Source organism: Pseudoalteromonas sp. KJ63-1, assembly GCF_055808145.1.
Window position 1 is genome coordinate 3,199,934 of record NZ_CM147855.1, and the last position, 19,975, is coordinate 3,219,908.

10 protein-coding genes and 3 pseudogenes are annotated in these 19,975 nt (G+C 40.7%); 5 read left to right on the forward strand and 8 right to left on the reverse strand.

Features of this window, described 5'->3' with window-relative positions; genetic code table 11:
- Positions 1 to 180 precede the first annotated feature (180 nt).
- Positions 181 to 2,850: an ExeM/NucH family extracellular endonuclease gene (locus AC0L7Q_RS15300; RefSeq protein WP_413400970.1), complete on the forward strand. Its 2,670-nt coding sequence runs from the start codon at positions 181 to 183 to the stop codon at positions 2,848 to 2,850.
- A 310-nt stretch (positions 2,851 to 3,160) separates the two neighbouring features.
- On the opposite strand, the gene fusA is transcribed toward AC0L7Q_RS15300, so the two are convergent.
- The 3 genes and pseudogenes from fusA to ylqF form a co-directional block, all read right to left on the reverse strand.
- Positions 3,161 to 5,245 (reverse strand): elongation factor G, encoded by a 2,085-nt coding sequence (fusA, locus tag AC0L7Q_RS15305; protein ID WP_138609530.1) that lies wholly within the window; start codon positions 5,243 to 5,245, stop codon positions 3,161 to 3,163.
- 278 nt (positions 5,246 to 5,523) lie between these two features.
- Positions 5,524 to 5,703 (reverse strand): annotated as a pseudogene (locus AC0L7Q_RS15310) (succinyl-CoA--3-ketoacid-CoA transferase); the annotation flags it as partial.
- 733 nt (positions 5,704 to 6,436) lie between these two features.
- Positions 6,437 to 7,381, reverse strand: coding sequence for a ribosome biogenesis GTPase YlqF (gene ylqF / locus AC0L7Q_RS15315; protein WP_413400971.1), 945 nt, complete (start codon positions 7,379 to 7,381; stop codon positions 6,437 to 6,439).
- A 91-nt stretch (positions 7,382 to 7,472) separates the two neighbouring features.
- Between ylqF and AC0L7Q_RS15320 the strand changes: the two genes are divergently transcribed.
- Entirely contained in the window at positions 7,473 to 8,009 is a 537-nt protein-coding gene (locus AC0L7Q_RS15320; protein ID WP_008112865.1) for a YaeQ family protein, read from the forward strand.
- 21 nt (positions 8,010 to 8,030) lie between these two features.
- Entirely contained in the window at positions 8,031 to 8,636 is a 606-nt protein-coding gene (locus AC0L7Q_RS15325) for a PGAP1-like alpha/beta domain-containing protein (RefSeq protein ID WP_413400972.1), read from the forward strand.
- On the opposite strand, the gene AC0L7Q_RS15330 is transcribed toward AC0L7Q_RS15325, so the two are convergent.
- Positions 8,633 to 8,842, reverse strand: a complete 210-nt coding sequence (locus AC0L7Q_RS15330; RefSeq protein ID WP_008112863.1) for a hypothetical protein — start codon at positions 8,840 to 8,842, stop codon at positions 8,633 to 8,635. The two genes, AC0L7Q_RS15325 and AC0L7Q_RS15330, sit on opposite strands and share 4 nt — an antisense overlap.
- A 400-nt stretch (positions 8,843 to 9,242) precedes the next feature.
- On the opposite strand from AC0L7Q_RS15330, the gene AC0L7Q_RS15335 reads away from it, so the two are divergent.
- Positions 9,243 to 9,716, forward strand: a complete 474-nt coding sequence (locus AC0L7Q_RS15335) for a Dps family protein (protein WP_368485154.1) — start codon at positions 9,243 to 9,245, stop codon at positions 9,714 to 9,716.
- A gap of 64 nt (positions 9,717 to 9,780) precedes the next feature.
- Here the strand turns inward: AC0L7Q_RS15335 and AC0L7Q_RS15340 are convergent, their stop codons facing one another.
- The 4 genes and pseudogenes from AC0L7Q_RS15340 to AC0L7Q_RS15355 all read right to left on the reverse strand — a co-directional run bounded on the left by AC0L7Q_RS15340 (position 9,781) and on the right by AC0L7Q_RS15355 (position 17,141).
- Positions 9,781 to 11,853, reverse strand: a complete 2,073-nt coding sequence (locus tag AC0L7Q_RS15340; RefSeq protein WP_413400973.1) for a S9 family peptidase — start codon at positions 11,851 to 11,853, stop codon at positions 9,781 to 9,783.
- Between the two features lie 152 nt (positions 11,854 to 12,005).
- Complete coding sequence (locus AC0L7Q_RS15345) at positions 12,006 to 12,581, reverse strand: chitin-binding protein (protein WP_138608655.1); 576 nt, start codon at positions 12,579 to 12,581, stop codon at positions 12,006 to 12,008.
- Positions 12,582 to 12,821: 240 nt separating this feature from the next.
- Positions 12,822 to 15,949: pseudogene (locus AC0L7Q_RS15350) on the reverse strand (efflux RND transporter permease subunit).
- Between the two features lie 13 nt (positions 15,950 to 15,962).
- Positions 15,963 to 17,141: an efflux RND transporter periplasmic adaptor subunit gene (locus AC0L7Q_RS15355; protein WP_198522163.1), complete on the reverse strand. Its 1,179-nt coding sequence runs from the start codon at positions 17,139 to 17,141 to the stop codon at positions 15,963 to 15,965.
- A gap of 290 nt (positions 17,142 to 17,431) precedes the next feature.
- Here AC0L7Q_RS15355 and AC0L7Q_RS15360 point away from each other — a divergent pair.
- A pseudogene (locus AC0L7Q_RS15360) lies at positions 17,432 to 19,941 on the forward strand (zinc-dependent metalloprotease).
- Positions 19,942 to 19,975: the final 34 nt, after the last annotated feature.

Here is a 19,975-nt window from a genome sequence, read left to right on the forward strand (position 1 = left end):
TTTATGGGAAGGAATCACACTACATAAGCTCTGCCTTACCTAAAACCAAACACCCATATATACATTCAACCTCAAAAATAACAAAAACCAAGATTGTTAACATTCTGTATTCTATTTGTAATCATTTTTCATTACACTAGGCGTCCCATTTGGGGAAACAAAAACACGGGAAAAATAATAATGTTAAAAACAAAAATAACGCCTTTGGCGCTTGTATTAGCAAGCCTAAGTGCACCCGCTACCGCTAACCTCGTTATATCTGAGTACGTAGAAGGCAGTAGCTATAATAAAGCAATAGAACTATTTAACAATTCGACAACCCCTCTGTCATTAGATGGCCATACCCTTAGCCTCTATTCAAATGGCAATACAGATGCAAATAATACATTCGATTTAACTGGCGAACTTGCTGCAAACAGCACCTACGTGATTGTTAATGGTAATGCATCAGCAGAACTAAAAGAAAAAGCTGACCAACTCAGCGCCGTGACTAACTTTAATGGCGACGATGCACTGGTACTTACTCAAGGTTCGACCGTTATTGATAGCTTTGGCCAGCGCGGTGTAGACCCTGGTTCATTTTGGTCAGAAGGGGGCGTGAAAACACAAAATAAAACATTGCGCCGCAAAGAAACTGAATTAAATGGGCGCACTGACGCCGATGATAGTTTCAACCCAAGCGAGCAATGGCTGCAATTTGAGCAAGATGACTTTAGTGATTTAGGCATATTTGCAGGAAATTCTTCACCTAATCCAGATCCTGAACCAGATCCAGAACCTGAAGAGCCTTTATTATGTGGCGCTGAGAAAACATTAATTAGCAGCATTCAAAGCGAAAGCACAAGCAGTCCACTAGTTAACACTGTGGTTGAGTTTGAAGGCGTTGTGACGGCTGATTTCCAAGCAGATGATCAGCTCAAAGGCTTTTTTGTAAATTCACTTAATAGCGATGAAGATGCAAACCCACTTACCTCTGAAGGGGTATTTGTTTACTTTGCCACTACGGATGTTAATGTGGGTGACCACGTTCGCGTACAAGGTACTGTTGAAGAGTATTTTGATGCCACCCAAATTGGCAATGTTAGCCAAGTTGCTATTTGTGATACCGGCCTTTCAGCTTACCCAACTAAAATCACTCTGCCCGTCACCGAACCAAGTGAATTAGAAGCGTTTGAAGGTATGCTGGTTACCTTAGAGCAGCCGCTTATTGTTACTAACAATTATGGTTTAGGTCGCTATGGAGAACTAGAACTTGCCACTGAACGCTTATACCAAGGTACTCAAGTTGCACTTCCTGGCGCGGCTGCGAATGCGGTTGAAGCACAAAATCTAAATAAAAAAATACTCTTAGATGATGGCTCAACTCGTCAAAACCGCGATCCTATCGCTTATCCTGTCCCAGGGTTATCAGCAGAGAATACTTTACGCACAGGCGATACAGTAAATTCTGTAACAGGTGCGTTAGCTTACAGCTTTAGTACTTACCGTATTCACCCAACAACAACACCTCAGTTTATAGCAACCAATCCACGCACCGATGCACCAGAGTTAAACCCTGACGCTGATTTGCGTGTTGCCAGCTTTAACGTACTTAACTACTTTAATGGCGATGGCCAAGGTGGCGGTTTCCCAACTAGCCGTGGTGCTGATTCAGAAGCCGAGTTAATTCGTCAACAAGCCAAGCTAGTTAGCGCTATCAGTGCTATGCAAGCAGATGTGATTGGCTTAATGGAAATTGAAAATGACGGTTTTGGCGAATTTAGTGCTGTTGCTAGTTTAGTAAATGCACTTAATGACGCTGATAGTCAAAATCAATATGCATTTGTAGACTTTGGTGTTGATAAAATAGGCACCGACGCTATCACTACTGCACTTATTTACCGTGCTGATAAAGTGCAGCAAGTGGGTACTGCAGCAATTACTACCGACGCGCCTTTCGATTACAGTAACCGTGCTCCTATTGCACAAAGCTTTAAATCTTTAGAGACAGAAGAAGTCTTTACTGTTGCGGTTGCCCATCTAAAATCTAAAGGTGGTTGTAGAAGCGCAACGGGTGGCAATGCTGATCAAGGTGACGGTCAAGCATGTTGGAATGAAATCAGAACTGCTGGCGCAAATGCATTTGCTGATTGGTTAAATAGTAAACCAACAGGGGTTGATGATGAAGATATCATTCTTGTTGGCGACATGAACGCGTATGCAATGGAAGATCCTATCCGTGCATTTGCTGATAAAGGCCTTAAAAATGTGGTCGCTGAGCTAGATGGCAACACCTTGGGTTATTCTTACAGCTTTTCTGGTCGTGCAGGAAGTCTAGATCACGCTCTAGCAAGCCCGAGCTTATTAAGTAAAGTAGTGAGCGCCAATGATTGGCATATCAACGCCGATGAACCTATTTCACTTGATTATAATGTTGAATTTAAATCTGACGCTCAGCAATCTAGCCTCTATGCTCAAGGTCCTTATAGAGCATCAGATCATGACCCTGTTATTGTCGATATTCGCTCAACCGTGATCGCACCACCAGAGCCTGAGCCTGAAGTCATTATTGGCGAAATTAATAATATAGGTGGCTGGTTTTGGTGGAAAAGCTACAGCTTTGAAATCCCGCAAGGTTACGACGAGTTAACCGTTAGCCTTGAAGGTGGCTGGGGTGATGCAAACTTATTTGTACGCCACAAAAGAAACCCAACGCTTTTCAGAAAAGATTGTGCTTCAATTAGCCTCGGTAATAGTGAAAGCTGCTCTTTTACCAATCCACAAGAAGGTAAGTGGCGAGTGCGTGTAAACGGCGCCATTCCTTTTGGTAATGTTAAGCTCACTTATAAAGCAACCAAGTACGTAGATTAATAGCAATGTGATATTAATATAAAAAAGCCGCACTAGCGGCTTTTTTTATAAACAGCAACAACACTTATACCCATTCACTTAATTAAGTGAGTTATATTAAGAACAGGGAAATTGTGTCGATAACAAAGCAAAGATTTCGTTTTTAATTATTTTTGTTGAGAAAACTTTAACGCAGCTAGCCTCTGGTTTATCTCCTCAAAATGATTAAGTCTTATAGCGGGTTGGTATTGATAGCATTCACCTGCTTGCAAACTTCAGACAATAAAAAACCCGCAACACGTGCGGGTTTTTCAAAGAGTTAAAGTGCTAATTACTTAGCAGCATTTTTCTCTTTTTCTGCAGCGATTACAGTGTCAGCTACGTTTTGTGGACATGCAGCGTAGTGTGAGAACTCCATAGAGAACTGACCACGACCAGATGTCATTGTACGTAGTGAACCGATGTAACCGAACATTTCTGATAACGGTACGTCAGCTTTGATACGAACGCCTGTTAAACCAGCTTCTTGATTGCTTAACATACCACGACGACGGTTAAGGTCACCGATTACGTCACCAACGTGATCTTCAGGTGTGAACACGTCAACTTTCATGATTGGCTCAAGAAGTTGTGCACCCGCTTTAGGGATAGACTGACGGAAAGCGCCTTTAGCAGCGATTTCGAAAGCAATTGCAGATGAATCCACGGCGTGGAAGCCACCGTCGAAAAGCTCAACTTCAACGTCAAGTACTGGGAAGCCAGCTAGAACACCTTCACCCATCATTGACTTAAAGCCTTTCTCAACTGCAGGCCAGAATTCTTTAGGTACGTTACCACCAACAACTGATGAAGTGAACGCGAAACCTGAACCCACTTCGCCTGGCTTGATGCGGTAATCGATTTTACCGAACTGACCAGAACCACCAGATTGTTTCTTATGCGTGTAGCTATCTTCGATTTCACGAGTGATAGTTTCACGGTAAGCAACCTGAGGCTGACCAACGATAAGGTCTACGCCGTAAGTACGCTTAAGGATATCTACTTTGATATCTAAGTGAAGCTCACCCATACCTTTAAGGATAGTTTCGCCTGAATCTTCATCAGTCTCAACTTGGAAAGATGGATCTTCTGCAACCATTTTACCGATAGCAACACCCATTTTCTCATTACCGCCTTTATCTTTAGGCTGTACAGCAATCGAGATTACTGGAGTTGGGAAAACCATTGGCTCTAGAGTTACTGGGTGCTTAGGATCACATAGAGTGTGACCAGTTTGCACGTTCTTCATACCAACGATAGCGATGATATCGCCCGCTTGTGCTGAAGTAAGCTCTTTACGCTCGTCTGCTTGCATCTCAACCATACGGCCAACACGCTCAGTTTTACCAGTAAACGCATTAAGGATTGTGTCACCCTTGTTAAGCTTACCAGAGTAGATACGTACGAAAGTTAATGCGCCAAAACGGTCATCCATGATTTTGAATGCAAGCGCTTTGAAAGGTTCGTCTGCAGATACAATTGCATGCTCGCCGTTTTCGTTACCTTCTTCATCCATAAGAGGTTGAGGATCAACTTCTGTAGGTGCAGGTAAGTAATCAACAACAGCATCAAGTACTAATTGCATACCTTTGTTTTTGAATGCAGAACCACAGAACGTTGGGAAGAAAGCAAGGTCACGAGTACCTTTACGGATACAACGCTTGATATCTTCAACTGAAGGTACTTCACCTTCCATGTACGCTTCCATTAGGTCATCGTCTTGCTCTACAGCAGTTTCGATAAGCATCTCATGGTATTCTTCAGTTTTTTCTACCATGTCTGCAGGAACGTCTGTGATTTCGTAGTTTTCTGGAAGACCAGTGTCATCCCATACGTATGCTTGCTTGTTTAAAACATCAACAACACCAACAAAATCATCTTCAATACCGATTGGTAAAGTCATGATAAGTGGAGTAGCACCAAGTACTTTTTGTACTTGCGCTGTTACACGGTAAAAATCAGCACCCATACGGTCTAATTTGTTTACGAAGATAATACGTGCAACACCTGACTCATTCGCGTAACGCCAGTTAGTTTCTGATTGTGGTTCAACACCACCAGAACCACAGAATACACCCACACCGCCATCTAATACTTTAAGTGAACGGTAAACTTCAACTGTGAAGTCAACGTGTCCAGGAGTATCGATAACGTTAAAGCGGTGATCTTTCCAGAAACAGCTTACTGCCGCAGACTGGATAGTAATACCGCGCTCAGCTTCTTGATCCATGAAATCGGTAGTCGATTCACCATCATGAACCTCACCTGTTTTGTGGATAGTACCTGTAAGCTTTAGGATACGCTCAGTAGTTGTGGTTTTACCCGCATCAACGTGCGCGAAAATACCAATGTTTCTGTACTTCGATAAATCTGCCATTAATTTTACTCTTAATAAAGTCGATAAATTATTCGGCGGGAGTATAGCATTACTTAAAGCGAACATCACCATAGAAGTCGCTTAAAATGCAATCAATTTATAAAAAACTTGCTTTAAAGATATTTCGAGGTAAGAGATGGACTTAAAAGGGGCTTGTTATAAACCGTATTTAAACGACTTAAGCCTTTATCAGCGTTATTGTTGAACATTAAAAGTGCAATCAAGTGATGGTATGAAGCAAATACAGCTTTTTTGCCATATGTATTTTATTAGTAAAATCACTCAAAACTCATGGTTTTAATCTTGTTGCTAATAACTAAATTACCTGCTGTTTTGGCTTTAATTTCTTCAACACTCATCCCTGGTGCGTATTCTAACAAAGCCAGATCCGTTATTACTTTATTGATACAGGCAACACCGGTTAGTGGCAGGCTACTTTTGCCCAGTAGCTTCGCTTCAGCTTATTTAATAGTAGCCATAAAGAAGTATTTTCTCTGCAACATGAAATCCGCTTTACAGCCCTTACTTTAGTGCTATAAATGAACAAAAAGTTAAAATAAGAATTATTTGCATTTAGGTATTGACAGTTATTTAAATCTAACTGATAATCAATCTCAACAAGAGGGAAGTACATTGCTTCTTGTGACGGTAAAGTTCATTTGTTTCTCGACCCTGAAACAACGTGTGGCTCACGTTAAAGCTAAGATTATCTGTTATTAATCACAACGCCCCTTGATATTGATTGCAGATAATCGTCTATTACTTACTTGCTACATTGCTCATATCGGTGACGGTTGATATGAAACTAAAAAGCCCTTACGGGCTTTTTTTATGCCTGTAATTTAATATACAACCAGCCCAAAGTTAATGAGAATTATTTGTATTACGGTGTTGACAGCTACTCAAATCTAACTGATAATCACTATCAACAAGAGGGAGTACATTGCTTCTTGTGACTGAAAAATTCATTTGTTTCTCGACCCTGAAACAAACGTGTGGCGCACGCTAACAGCTATGGAAACCTGTTATAAACCAAAACGCCCCTTGCTGTTTATGACCTGTTTCCGCCCTACTCATTTACTTGCTACATTGCTCATATCGGTGACGGTAGATATGAAACTAAAAAAGCCCTTACGGGCTTTTTTTATGTCTGTAATTTAATGCGTAAGGCTTTAACCTACGCTTTAAAAATTAACGGCGGTTTTTTCGTGCACGTGCTCGGCGTTGTTTTTTCTCTTCTTCTTTGGCTTGCTTTTTAGCCTCTGCAGCAGCGCGCAATCCAGCCACCATTATTTCTTCCTCTTCACGCATGGTAGGTGTTTCCATGGTGATACGGCCAATAATGCCATCTCGTAATTCATTAATTAGAATTTCTGACATTTTATACGTATCGATTTGGTTACCACCGCGAATACAGCCGCGTTTTTTACCCGCCATTTCAACAAACTCCCAATCACTTTCTGGTAGCTCATCTAATTTATAACGTGCTTTTAAAAGCTCTGGATAGGCATGTAATAAATACTCAGCGGTGTAACTTGCCACTTCTTCGTACTCAATAGCGGTATCACGTATCGCGCCGGTTGCGCCTAAGCGATAACCTGAGTTTTCGTTTTCTACTTTTGGCCACAGCATCCCTGGCGTATCGTAAAGCATAATGCCATCTTCAAGTTTAATACGTTGCTGTGCTTTAGTTACCGCAGGCTCATTACCTGTTTTTGCCACTATACGCCCAGCAAGCACATTAATGAGTGTAGATTTACCTACGTTTGGAATACCCATGATCATGGCTTTAATTTGCTTATCAGCACCGACTTTGTGGGGGACTAATTTTTTACACAGCTCATTAATTCGATGCACTTCAGCCGCTTTATCGTTACCAAACGCAATCGCTTTTACGCCATTTTCTTGCTCAAAATAGTCTTTCCACGCTTGGGTCATTTTAGGGTCAGCTAAATCCGCTTTATTCAAAATTTTGATGACCGGCTTACCTTCACGCAGGGTAGCCACCATCGGGTTTTCGCTACTGTAAGGAATGCGCGCATCTAGCACTTCAATGATCACATCCATTTGTGGCATTATTTCTTTAATTTCATTTCGGGCTTTATTCATGTGCCCAGGGAACCACTGGATAGCCATTTTTAACTCCTAACATATAATTTGTAGCTATTTTAACTGGCAATTCATTTAATTGCGCTATACTGGCGCAAATTTTTTCAGATTAGATATTATGGCTCTCAAATCTACCATTATTAAAGCGCAACTATCGCTTAGCGATATGGACCGTCACGTATACCAAGACTTTAATTTAACTTTGGCACAACACCCTTCAGAAACTGAGCAGCGTTTGATGATCCGCTTACTAGCGTTTGCACTTAATAGCTGTGATGGATTAGAGTTTACTAAAGGTTTATGTGCTGATGATGAGCCGGAGCTTTGGCATGTCAATTACAGCGAAGAAATAGAGCTGTGGATTGAGCTGGGGTTACCAGATGAAAAGCGCCTTAAAAAAGCCTGTAATAAAGCTAAAAAAGTAGTTTTATATACCTATGGCGAGAATAACCAAGCTATTTGGTGGCAAAAGCATCAGCCTAAATTGTACGAGTTTAAAAACCTAAGCATTTTTAGCCTTGATTATGCTGCTACTCAATTATTAGCTGCGTTGGTTGATCGTAATATTAAATTGGCTATTACCATTCAAGATGGTGAAGTTTGGGTTAATACCGACACCACTAACATTGAGATAAAACCTCAGCAATTAATGTAATTAGCTACTATTAGGGGGCGTATGAAAGTTAAACGCGTTATTGTTTTACATGGCTTGTATATGTCTGGCTTGGTTATGCGCCCGTTATGTTCACGTTTGGAAGAGTCGGGGGTTAAAGTTTTAAACCTAACCTACAATACTCGTGACCCTAATCGAGATGCTATTTTTACGCAAATAGATGAGTTTATTAGCGATGAGCCTTCTGCTTTAGTCTGCCACTCTATGGGGGGCTTAATTGCCCGCGCCTATTTAGAAGCAAACTCAGCGCCAAGTCATCATGTTGAAAAGGTGATCACCTTAGGGACGCCACATACTGGCAGCCATATTGCTGAAAAAATGCAGCAAAAAGGGTTCGAACTATTATTAAAAAATAGTGTTGAATTTTTACTGTCTAAGAATGGTGATTGGCCTTTTAAAGCCAAGCTATACAGTATTGCCGGCGACTTACCGATTGGTTTAATGCCACTCATTGTAAAAGGCAGCCGCTCTGATGGTACCGTACTGCTAGATGAAACCAAACTTAAAGGTATGGCTGAACACAAAGTGTTTCACTTAAGCCATACCAGTATGATTTACTCTCGCCAAGTCGTTAATTATATTCTTGAGCGCTTGAACGAGGACATTTAGTCCTCGGCTGCAGCGGCCACTTTATAGCTGATCAAAAATATAATACCCAACACCAGCGGCATGGGTGCAGCGATATAACCAAATGTATCAGAGTTTGCAAAACTCGCACCCGCTAAGTGCGCAACTAATCCAACAACAAACGCGACCAAAGCAATACCAATAACGATGAGTTCAGCTTTGTTCTCTTTACGTGTTTTAGCTTCCATTATTTCTCTCCGCATCTAATCAAGTAGCCCCTTAACTTAATAAAGTACTCTCTATCAAGTTGGGTTATATTGATTATGCGCTTTACTTGTGCGCGTTTTTTGACCTAAATCAATAAATAAAATAAGTCTGCGCTGCGCCTGTCAAAAGCTTGTTTTAGATCATATTTTATACTCAGCAAAGCACTAAATTTTCTGCTCATGGTAGTATTTCTATAAACACAACCCATATCTATTGAACAGCGTTAGTTAATTTATTTATAAAACCACAGATACGCTGATAGCTTTTAGCTATGGCATCAATATGTATAAACGATTTTATTCATAGACGATTATGAGCAATACTTATTTCAATGAACAATATTTAAAAAATTCATAAAAACGGTTATTTGAGGAGCAAGGTATGTCGCAAGTAAATGCAATTGGTTTAAACAGTACAAAAAGTGAAGATATTATTAAGTCACTGAATACGCTTTTAAGCAGCTATCAAATTCAATATATGAATGCCCGCGGTTTTCACTGGAACATTAAAGGCCGAAACTTTTTTGAATTACATTTAAAGTTTGAAGAAATTTATAACTTACTACTATTAAAAGTAGATGAAATAGCAGAACGTATTTTAACGCTTGATGGTGCGCCACTGCATGCGTTTTCAGATTACTTAGAAGTAAGTAAAATTAAAGAAGCTAAAGGGATCAGTGATGGCGTTACCGCAGTAGAAAACTTACTAGCCGGATACAGCAGCTTAATCAAAATGCAGCGCGATATTCTTGCACAAGCCGCTGAAGCGGATGATGAAGGTACCGCGTCATTAATGAGTGACTACATTAAAGAACAAGAAAAGCTAGTGTGGATGTTAAAAGCCTACCTAGATTAAGTTATTTTAAAAAATAGAAAGCCTCAGTTATTACTGAGGCTTTTTTGTGATAATCATATACTGGCTATGACAAAGCGATAAAAAAGGCCATTTCTAATGCTTTTTCTTCTAAGCTCTTAAAGCGACCCGATGCCCCACCATGCCCTGCATCCATGTCGGTTTTAAACACTAAAATATTATCATCGGTTTTATATTCACGCATTTTAGCCACCCATTTCATTGGTTCCCAATACTGTACTTGTGAGTCATGCAAGCCGGTTGTCACCAGTATATTAGGGTAGTGCTGCGCACTAATATTGTCGTACGGTGAATAGGCTTCAATAATGTCGTAAAAATGAGGGTCGTTTGGGTTACCCCATTCATCGTATTCATTTGTTGTAAGCGGTATGCTTTCATCTAACATGGTGGTAAGCACATCTAAAAATGGCACATGGCAACCCATACCGCAGTAGAGTTCGGGTGCTTGGTTTGCTACGGCTCCCATTAATAAACCGCCCGCGCTGCCTCCCGAGGCAAATACTTTACTTTTATCTGCATAACCTTGTTCGGTAAGTGCTTTGGTTATATCTATAAAGTCATTAAAGCTATTTTGTTTATGCTGTTTTTTACCGTGTTCGTACCATGAACGTCCGAGCATTTCGCTACCACGCACATGCGCAATTGCGTAGACAAAGCCACGGTCGAGTAAACTCAGTGATGTACTTGAAAAGCTTGGATCTATGGTGATCCCATACGCGCCATAGCCATATTGAAATAACGGATTTGAACCATCTTGTTTAAAACTATCTTTACGATAAACCAACGACACCGGTACTTTTATCCCATCTCGAACGCTGACCATTAATCGCTCTGATTGGTATAGTTGCGGGTTAAAATCACCGAGTACTTTTTGTTGTTTAAGTAAGGTTTTTTCACCGGTGGTTAAATCAACATTATAAAGCGAGCCAGGGGTTGTTAAGCTCGAATAGTAAATGCGTGCATGAGTTACACTTGGCTCTGGATTCATGGCAATAGCAGCGTAATAGCAAGGATCATCAAACTCAAGGCTCATTCGCTCGCCGTTTTTATTAACCACAACAAAACGTGCCTGGCCTTGTTCGCGCTCGCTAAGCACTAAAAAGTCGTTAAATAATTCAACGCCTTCTAATAATACATTTTCACGATGAGGGGTATGTGTTTGCCACTGGCTTTTATCAGCAATTGTATCGCTTGTCGCGGTCATTAATCTAAAGTTTTTAGCCTGCCAGTTAGTCACTATATAAAAAGTATCACCAAGCTTATCGATATCAAATTCATGACCCTCTTCACGCGGTATTAAAGCAGTAAACTCACCTTGTGGCTGATTGGCATCAAGTATCCACATGTCGTTAGTTTCTGTGCTAGCTAAATCAATAATAATTAAGCTTTCATCACGACTTTTACCTAAGCCCATAAAAAAGCTGCTGTCTTGCTCTTCGTATACCAACACATCTTGGTGTTGCTCACTCCCTAGTTCGTGTCTAAAAACTTGATAACCCAATAAGGTTTTTAAATCCTTTTTTACATAAAAGACGGTTTGATTGTCGTTCGCCCAAACCACTTGCCCCTCGGTATTTTCAAGTACATCGTCGAGCATTTTATTATTGTTTAAATCTTTAAATCGAATTGTGTAAATACGTCTGCCGTCGGTATCCTCAGAGTATGCCATTAATTGCTCATTAGGGCTCAGCGCCACTTCTCCTAGCTCATAAAACTCATAATCGTCGGCAAGTTCATTCACATCAAGTAATAACTCTTTATCAGCCATTACCATACTGCTGCTGCGATAATGGCGTGCATATTCATCATCTCCGCGAACCTCTGAGTGATACCAATACTGACCATCTTTTACCGGTACAGTATTGTCGTCTTTTACAATGCGACCTTTAAGTTCCTCAAATAATGTACTTTGTAATGGCTTTATAGGGGTTAATTGCTCATCACAATAGGCGTTTTCTTGTGCTAAATGCGCGAGTATTTCGGCATTTTGTCGTTCATCATCGCGCATCCAATAATAATCATCACTACGTGTTTTTGCGTGAGTTGTCAGCGCATGAGGTTGCTTTTTAGCAATAGGAAAATTAGGTAATAAGCTTAAAGAATAATCAAAAGAAGACACAAAAAAACCGCTTAAAAAATAACAATGGCGGCCAGTTTATCATAAAAATAAAAAAGCCCACTCATAGTTGAGTGGGCTAAAGCGGTATAAATTCGATAACTAAAAAAACTACGTGCATTTTATTGTTGTCGTTATACCTAAGGGAAGTTGATTTACTGTATTTGCTGCCAAGCCATAGTCCAGCTTTCGCCAACTCCAGGCTCAAACATAGTTTTATGCTTATCTACACGGCAAAACTCGCTAAATGGCCATGCCTTACACTGGTATATATGCCCAGTTTTTGGCTGTAGTACTTTGGTGCCCGCACTATACATATCACCATTTTGAGGATAAATTGCGTCGTATCCGAGGCTATTTACAACAACTAATTTTTTATTTTTTTCAGCGCGATTAAAATGGACCACCGCGCTACAAATACCACTACTTTCAAGTGCAAATATTTTGTTATGTCGATACGCAACAACCAATCCTTGCTCTGTCATTCTGCCAGCGCACACCAGCGGAATGTGCATATTAATATGCTCAACTACCAGTAAACTCCAGGCATGGGGTTCACCCTGCTCTGGAGAGAGTATTTCATAATCAAAAGCTAGCTGAGATAATTCGCCATGCTCATCGTAAAAGCTCACACTAACCGTATCACCAACAAATAGCTGGCTATACTGATCCAGTCCAAGACAACCAATAGTTAACCATTCTCCACACGCTAATGATGAATGTATAAACACTGCAACACCTTAAAGAATCAAACGTCGCCCATATCATATGGCTTACAACAGGCAAACTAGCTCGTAGGCTAATATGCGTTAACCAATATCGAATGATTGTAATTCGCAATGTTGCAACAATCAAACAAAAGAATGTAATCAAAGTTTAAAAGCAGTACTTAAGTTTAAATTTGCAAGAATAAAAAAAGCCAACCGATTTAACGGTTGGCTTTTTTATTCAACTGCATGATATGTGTGGTATTAACTCACACTCACTTTTTTACTTGCAAACGGGCGTTTAATTAGCGCCCCAATATCAGTTAAAATAATATACAAACACGGCACCAAAATAAGGGTGATTAGTGTTGCAAACATAACAGCAAAACCAAGTGCTACCGCCATCGGTATTACAAATTTAGCTTGTAAACTAGTTTCAAACATAATCGGTAATACGCCAGCAAAGGTAGTAATTGAGGTAAGTAGTATGGGTCTAAAGCGTGCACAGCCTGCTTCAATAACCGAATCTTTTATGCTGATACCAGCACGACGCGCCTGATTAATGAAATCAGTCATTACTAATGAGTCATTAATAACTACCCCAGCCGCGGCAATTAAACCAAAGCCCGACATTAAGCTAATGTCTAAGCCAAACCAAAAATGCCCCCATATTGCGCCCGTTAAACTAAATGGAATAACCGACATTACAATTAATGGCTGAGAGTAACTTTTTAGCGGCACGGCAAGTAATATGTAAACTAAAATCATACCGCCAGCAAAAAATAGTAACTGCTCATTAGCTTGAGCTTGTTGTTCTTCAATTGCGCCACCGAGTTCTGACTTAACGCTTGGGTATTCATCTAGTAATTGTGGCAGTAGGTTTTCTTTTACTTGCTTAACCACTTCTCCAGGTTCAATCACTTCCTCATCAATATTGCCATACACATAAACAGTACGATAGCCGCCTTCACGACGAATATAACTAATACCTGGGGTTTCAGTTAACTCAACCACATCCCCTAACAGCACTTCCCTACCTTGTGGCGTAGTAATAACCGCATGCTTAAGTGATGAAAACGCTTCGCGAGTAAGTTTAGGGTAACGTACCATCACCCGTACTTCTTCACCCCGGCGAATAACACGTTGTGCTTCGCCACCATAAAAACTCGCACCGACTTGATTAGCTATTGAGGCCAAATCTAAACCCAAGTCAAAGGCGACTGGCTTTAAACTCATTTGCACTTCTTTGCTAGCAGGGTCAATGGTAGAGCTTATGTCGAATAAGCCTTCTTGTTGCTGCAGTAATCCAATAAAGCGACGCCCAGCTTCATTTAATGTGTCGATATCAGAGCCATACAGTAAATAACCAAATTCGCCGCTACCGCCGCCTCCACCATTAACATCATCCTGAATAGTTAACGATTTAACACCTGCAATATTTGGCATAGCTTCACGCCAACGGCGCGAAAGCTCAAAGGCATTATAAGGGCGTAAATCTTCATCCACCAACGGTGTTAATAGTTGCGCCTCTGTACGACCTTGATTAAATACCAATACATCGCGAATCATCTTTTGCCCTTCTTCGCGCGCTGTTTGTTTATCTATCTCAAGTACCATAGCTTCTATTTGGCGAATAGCATTGATGGTTTGAACGTCTGATACGTTATCGTTCATCTCAAGATTAATTTGCGGGAAGTCATGCGGTACTTTAGGTGATGGGATCATTCTCACCTGGTTAGACGAAATTAGTGCAAAAGTGAAAACTAATAGTGCAATAAAGCTAAATAGCACCGTCCAGCGCCAGTTTATACAAGTAACAATAAACTGCCTATACGGCCCATTTACAAAACCAAAGAAGCGTTTATTAAAGCGCGCTCGCCAGCCATCAGGGTTAATAGGTGAAAAGTGAGTATGCGCAATGTGTGCCGGTAATATCAGCTTAGATTCAATCAAGCTAAATATTAGGCATAAAATTACCACCACTGAAATACCTATAAAAAAGGAACTTTCAGGCCCGCTTGAAAGCGTAAATGGCGCAAAAACTGCAATGGTTGTCAGTACACCAAAGGTAGCAGGTGTTGCCACTCGTTTGGCGCCATTAACCACATTAACAACACCACCGCCTTTTTTTCTATTTCGGTGTAGGCACTTTCACCTATGACAATGGCATCGTCCACCACAATCCCCAGCACCATAATAAAGGCAAATAAAGACACAATATTAATCGTGATACCAAATAATGGCATCAGCATCATCGCACCTAAAAAGCACACTGGTAAACCAATCATTACCCACAGTGCAAGCTTAAAACGTAAAAATAACGAAAGCATAAGAGCAACTAAAATTGCACCTTGTAGCAAATTAGCTTTCATCATATCTAAACGCGCATTTAGGTAGTAAGTAAAGTCCATTAATGGCTCTATACGAACACCCAATGGCAGTTCTTTATTTTTTTGATCAATATACGCTTTAACCGAATCAGCCACCGGAATAATATTTTGATCTTCTGTGGCTTTTACCGATAAATAAACCGCATTTTCGCCATTAAATTTAAAGTAACGTTCACCTTCAACAAACTGATCTTTGATAATAGCGATATCTTGTAGCAACACTTTGGCACCGTTCGCGCCAATTTTTACCGGAATTTGCCTAAACTCTTCACCAGAATAAAACTGATTTTCTACTCGAACCGAAATAACGCCAGCATCAGTTTTTAGTTGTCCGGCTGAAAAATTAGCCGAATAGCGACGCACCGCATTTGCTACATCCGATAAAGTTAAATTATATTGGCGAAGTGTGTCTGGCTCTATTTCTATGGCAATTTCATCCAATGGCACATCGTTTACCACTAAAGATACATTCGATAACTGCAGTAGTTCGTCTTCAACCTGGTTCGCTATTGGCTTAAGCTCATTTAACGGTAAGTCGGCAACTAATGTCATACCAATTACATCTTGGCGAAACTCTATTTGGCTAATGGTGACTGGTTCCATTCCCGCAGGAAAAGTCGCAATACCATCAACTCGCAGTTTTACTTTATCGAGAACGTCGGTAAGTTCTGCGTCGGTGTTAATTTCAAGGGTGGCAGAACCGCCATTACGAAATGCGCGATACACCCCTTTTTTAATTTCGGTAATATCTTTTAACGACTCTTCAACTTTTATTAAGATGCTTTCTTCAATTTCCTGTGGCGACGCCCCAGGGTAGTTTGCATTCACCGTAATATAGTTAACTTCTATATTCGGGAACATTTGTCGCTGAATAGTAAAATAGCTTATAAGCCCCATGACAATGATAAAAAACATCATCAAATTGGCAGCAACAGAGTTGTTAGCAAAATAAGCAATTAACCCTGTTTGTTTACTGGTATTGGGTTGCTCTGTGTTATTCATAACTCACCCTACCTTAAAGCTTTTCAGTAGATGCATTGTCTGCTGCATCCGTACTTTTAGTCTCTGTCAAACTAGCTACCTTTACTGCCATCCCTTTTTGTGGATATTCTGGTAAGGTAGTAACAAGCTTGTCGTTGGCTTCTAAGCCATCACTGATATAGAAGTATTCACCTTCTTCACGAATTACTTTCACCTTGCGTGGCTCTAATTGCTGCTCATCATTAACTATCCATACAGTTTGGTTATTTACTAACTCTTGCGGTAAACGATAAATATTATTGAGCATAGTACCGGCAAAGTTTACTTGTACATAGGTGCCAAATTTAATTGCAGGTTGCTGGTTTGTAAGCCCATAAGGGTCTTCAATTCGAATCACTAGACTACTCATACGGGTCGCGTTATCTACAATCCCTAAGTCGCGATCTATCGCTGCTTGGCGAGTAAACCCATTTAATCCTGTTTTAATAACAGTTGCCTTTACCCCTTTAACGCGTTCAGGTAAAAACACACTATCAAAGCCTGCAATAGGAATAATCACCTCGGCCGTTTCAATATTATTCAGCTCGGCAACTTGAGCGCCCATAGTGACAAACTGACCAACACCTACATTACGACTCACCACTAGTGCATCATATGGTGCGCTCACTTCGCAATTATCTAAATCGCGTTGTGCCCTTTTTAATGCAGCTTGCGCCGATTTAACAGCGGCCTGCGCACTCAACACTTGTGGTTTACGTAAAAATAAATCTGTACGCGCTTTATTTGGGAAACGTTTTGCTTCATCTTCTGCAACTTTAGCTTGCGCTTGCTCTTCAATTAACATCGCTTGCGCGCGGGCAAGTTCAGCCTCGGCTTGCAAAACTGCGGCTTCGTAGTTATCTTTTTCAATTGTAAATAGGGTTTCACCGCGGCCCACAATCCCACCTGCTACAAAGCTCGGATGCCAGCTAACTACCTCACCGGATACTTGAGCTGAAAGCTGGGTATTTTCAAGCGGCTGCACTTCACCATAACTATTAATAATAACTTGATGATTATTTGCGGAAACGGCTTCAACCTGCACCGTTGGACGGGTGTCTATGACTTCTTTTTTATCTGACTCTTTTGCAATCGCATTAATTGCAGCAAAACCGGCCACACCTAATGCCAATGCTACGAACGGAAAAATCCACCTAAGTACATTACCTTGCATCTTTTTTTACTCCCAAATTACTATTAGCACCATGATACCAAAGCTTAATGAAACATTAACGTGACATTTGTAAGCAACTGTTACAAAAAAGTATAGGCAAGGTCTTGCTCGATAAAGTATAAACCCTTAGAAAGCCTCGTGGATTCGCTCTATAAATGTATTGTTACAAATTTTTACCATTATAAATCATAAAGCTAAATACTTTGAGTTAGTATTTAGCAAAGATGCTGTGCGAAACCGCATGACACACCGTACAGTAAAATCATATTAACAACTACAAAAGACAAACTATGAAATTAACCGCACTTACCTTGGCGCTTAGTATAGCGCTTGGCAGTAGCTATACTGTTGCTGCCGAAAAAAAGAAGAAAAAGAGCCACAAACATTAAGTGAAATGATTGAAGGCCAAACCGAATTTGTTGGCATTTTTAATCTTTACCAAGATAAAAAAACCGGCGACCACCTAATGGTAATTAACGAGTCACAACTCGATACCCCTTTTGTTTATTTTGCACACACCATTGACGGCGCGACTGATGCGGGCCACTTTCGTGGCGCGTACCGTGAAACAAAGTTAATCGAATTTAGAAAATACTTTGATCGTATCGATATTATTAGCAAAACCCCGCGCTACTTATTTAACGAAAATAGTGCGCTAGCTAAAGCCAGCGAGGCAAACATTAGCGAAGCAGTACTTGCAAGTATAAAAATAGAAAAACAAGAAGAGGGTAAAATAGCCTTTAATGTAAATAAGCTTTTTTTAAGTGAAGCGCTACATAAAGTATCTCCTACGCCTAACCCGAACGATAAAAATGCTAAAAAGCGTTTTAAAGTAGGCAAATTAGACGATAAAAAATCACGTATCATCAAACAGCGCCCTTACCCTAACAATCTAGATGTGGTGGTTGACTATGTTTTTACTAATAGTAGCCCAACCGTTCGAGGCTCAGGTGCGATAAGCGATCCACGAAGCGTGTCAGTAAAAGTACAGCATTCATTTGTGGCTTTACCTGAAAATAGTTATCAACCTCGCTTTGATGATGCGCGCATTGGTTATTTCACCAATCAGTTTGATAAAATGACATCAACTGACTGGGCGCCATATCAAGATGTAATTAAGCGTTGGGATCTAAAAAAGAAAGATCCCAACGCAGCACTTTCAGAACCAGTAAAGCCAATTACTTGGTGGATAGAAAACACCACGCCTATTGAGTGGCGAGATACAGTACGTGACGCTGTACTTGCTTGGAATAGCTCATTTGAAAAGGCAGGCTTTAAAAACGCACTGGAAGTGAAAATACAACCTGATGATGCCGATTGGGATGCTGGTGACATTAACTATAATGTACTGCGTTGGACTTCATCACCTAAGCCGCCTTTTGGTGGGTACGGGCCAGCATTAGCAAACCCGCTAACCGGTGAAATTTTAGGCTCAGACATCATGCTTGAGTTTGTATTTATGAAAAACCGCTGGATATACGATACGCTTTATACTCAAGGCACTATGAGCCATACCCAACCAGGAAACAACACCGAGCTTAATTGCTCTCTAGGCCATGAATTACAACAAAACCTAATACTTGCAAAAGGCTTAGCGAATGGCGCTGATATTGAAGATACCCAAATGTTACGCCAAGGCTTAACTCAGCTGGTTTTACATGAAGTAGGGCATACTTTAGGTCTTAATCACAACATGAAATCTTCTATTTTGTGGGATGAGAAAGAAGTTCACGACAAAAGTAAAACCCAAGGTATAGTAACCGGCTCAGTAATGGACTATGCGCCAGCAAATATAGCGCCAACGGGTGTGACTCAAGGCGATATTTTCCAAACTAAACCAGGTCCATACGATGATTGGGCAATAAACTACGGCTATAGCGCAGCACTTAAAGATGAAGCAGCAGAACAAGCTCGTCTTGATAAAATACTTGCTCGCTCAAGCGAACATGCTCTGGCCTTTGGTAACGATGCCGACGACATGCGTGCACCAGGTCGCCACATAGACCCTCGCGTGATGATAGGTGACTTGTCGTCTAACCCTGCAGCTTATGGGGCAGATAGAATGGCACTGATCAATACACTCTTTTCAGAGCTTAAAGATAAAGCCACAGTAAAAGGCGAGTCTTACCAACAGCTTGTTACTTCTGCTAACAGCCTATTTGGCCAATACCGTGCACAAGCAGGCGTGGTATCTCGTCAAATTGGTGGGGTTTATGTAGAGCGTGCTGTCGTAGGTGATGAAAATGCAGCTAAGCCTTTTACACCGGTGCCACTTGAGCGCCAAACCCAAGCAATGGCTATTTTAGCTGAGTATGTGTTTGCTCCAAATGTACTGCAAAGCATGCAGCCTTTGTATAACTTTATGCAGCAGCAGCGTCGTGGGTTTAATCAGTATGGTAAAAACGAAGACCCTAAACCGCATAAAATGATTTTAGGCATGCAAAAAGGTGTGTTAGCGCAACTACTGCATCCAGCTGTGTTACTACGTATTTCAGATACTGCTTTATATGGAAATGAATACAGCCTTACGCAATTTATGGAGGATTTAACTGCAAGTATCTTTGTTGATAGTAAAAACGCTAATTCAATCAGTCATAACTTACAGATTGAATATGTAAATCAGCTTATTTCAATTGCAGGCTTAGAAAAAGCAAGTAAATACGATAACTTAGCGAAAACAGCCGCGCTATATCAGCTAACTCAAATAGCTAATCAAGATGTTGCATGGGGCGCTGATACTGCAACCAAAGCACATAAAAAGTATATCGACCGCTTAATTAGCAAAGCGCTAGAAGCGTAAATAACACTGAGTAAACCAAGGCCACGTTTTACGT

Excerpts from the sequence above, each read along its gene's own strand:
- fusA (WP_138609530.1), bottom strand. The coding sequence starts at position 5,245 with ATGGCAGATTTATCGAAGTACAGAAACATTGGTATTTTCGCGCACGTT.
- ylqF (WP_413400971.1), bottom strand. The coding sequence starts at position 7,381 with ATGGCTATCCAGTGGTTCCCTGGGCACATGAATAAAGCCCGAAATGAA.
- AC0L7Q_RS15325 (WP_413400972.1), top strand. The coding sequence starts at position 8,031 with ATGAAAGTTAAACGCGTTATTGTTTTACATGGCTTGTATATGTCTGGC.
- AC0L7Q_RS15335 (WP_368485154.1), top strand. The coding sequence starts at position 9,243 with ATGTCGCAAGTAAATGCAATTGGTTTAAACAGTACAAAAAGTGAAGAT.
- AC0L7Q_RS15320 (WP_008112865.1), top strand. The coding sequence starts at position 7,473 with ATGGCTCTCAAATCTACCATTATTAAAGCGCAACTATCGCTTAGCGAT.
- AC0L7Q_RS15355 (WP_198522163.1), bottom strand. The coding sequence starts at position 17,141 with ATGCAAGGTAATGTACTTAGGTGGATTTTTCCGTTCGTAGCATTGGCA.
- AC0L7Q_RS15300 (WP_413400970.1), top strand. The coding sequence starts at position 181 with ATGTTAAAAACAAAAATAACGCCTTTGGCGCTTGTATTAGCAAGCCTA.
- AC0L7Q_RS15330 (WP_008112863.1), bottom strand. The coding sequence starts at position 8,842 with ATGGAAGCTAAAACACGTAAAGAGAACAAAGCTGAACTCATCGTTATT.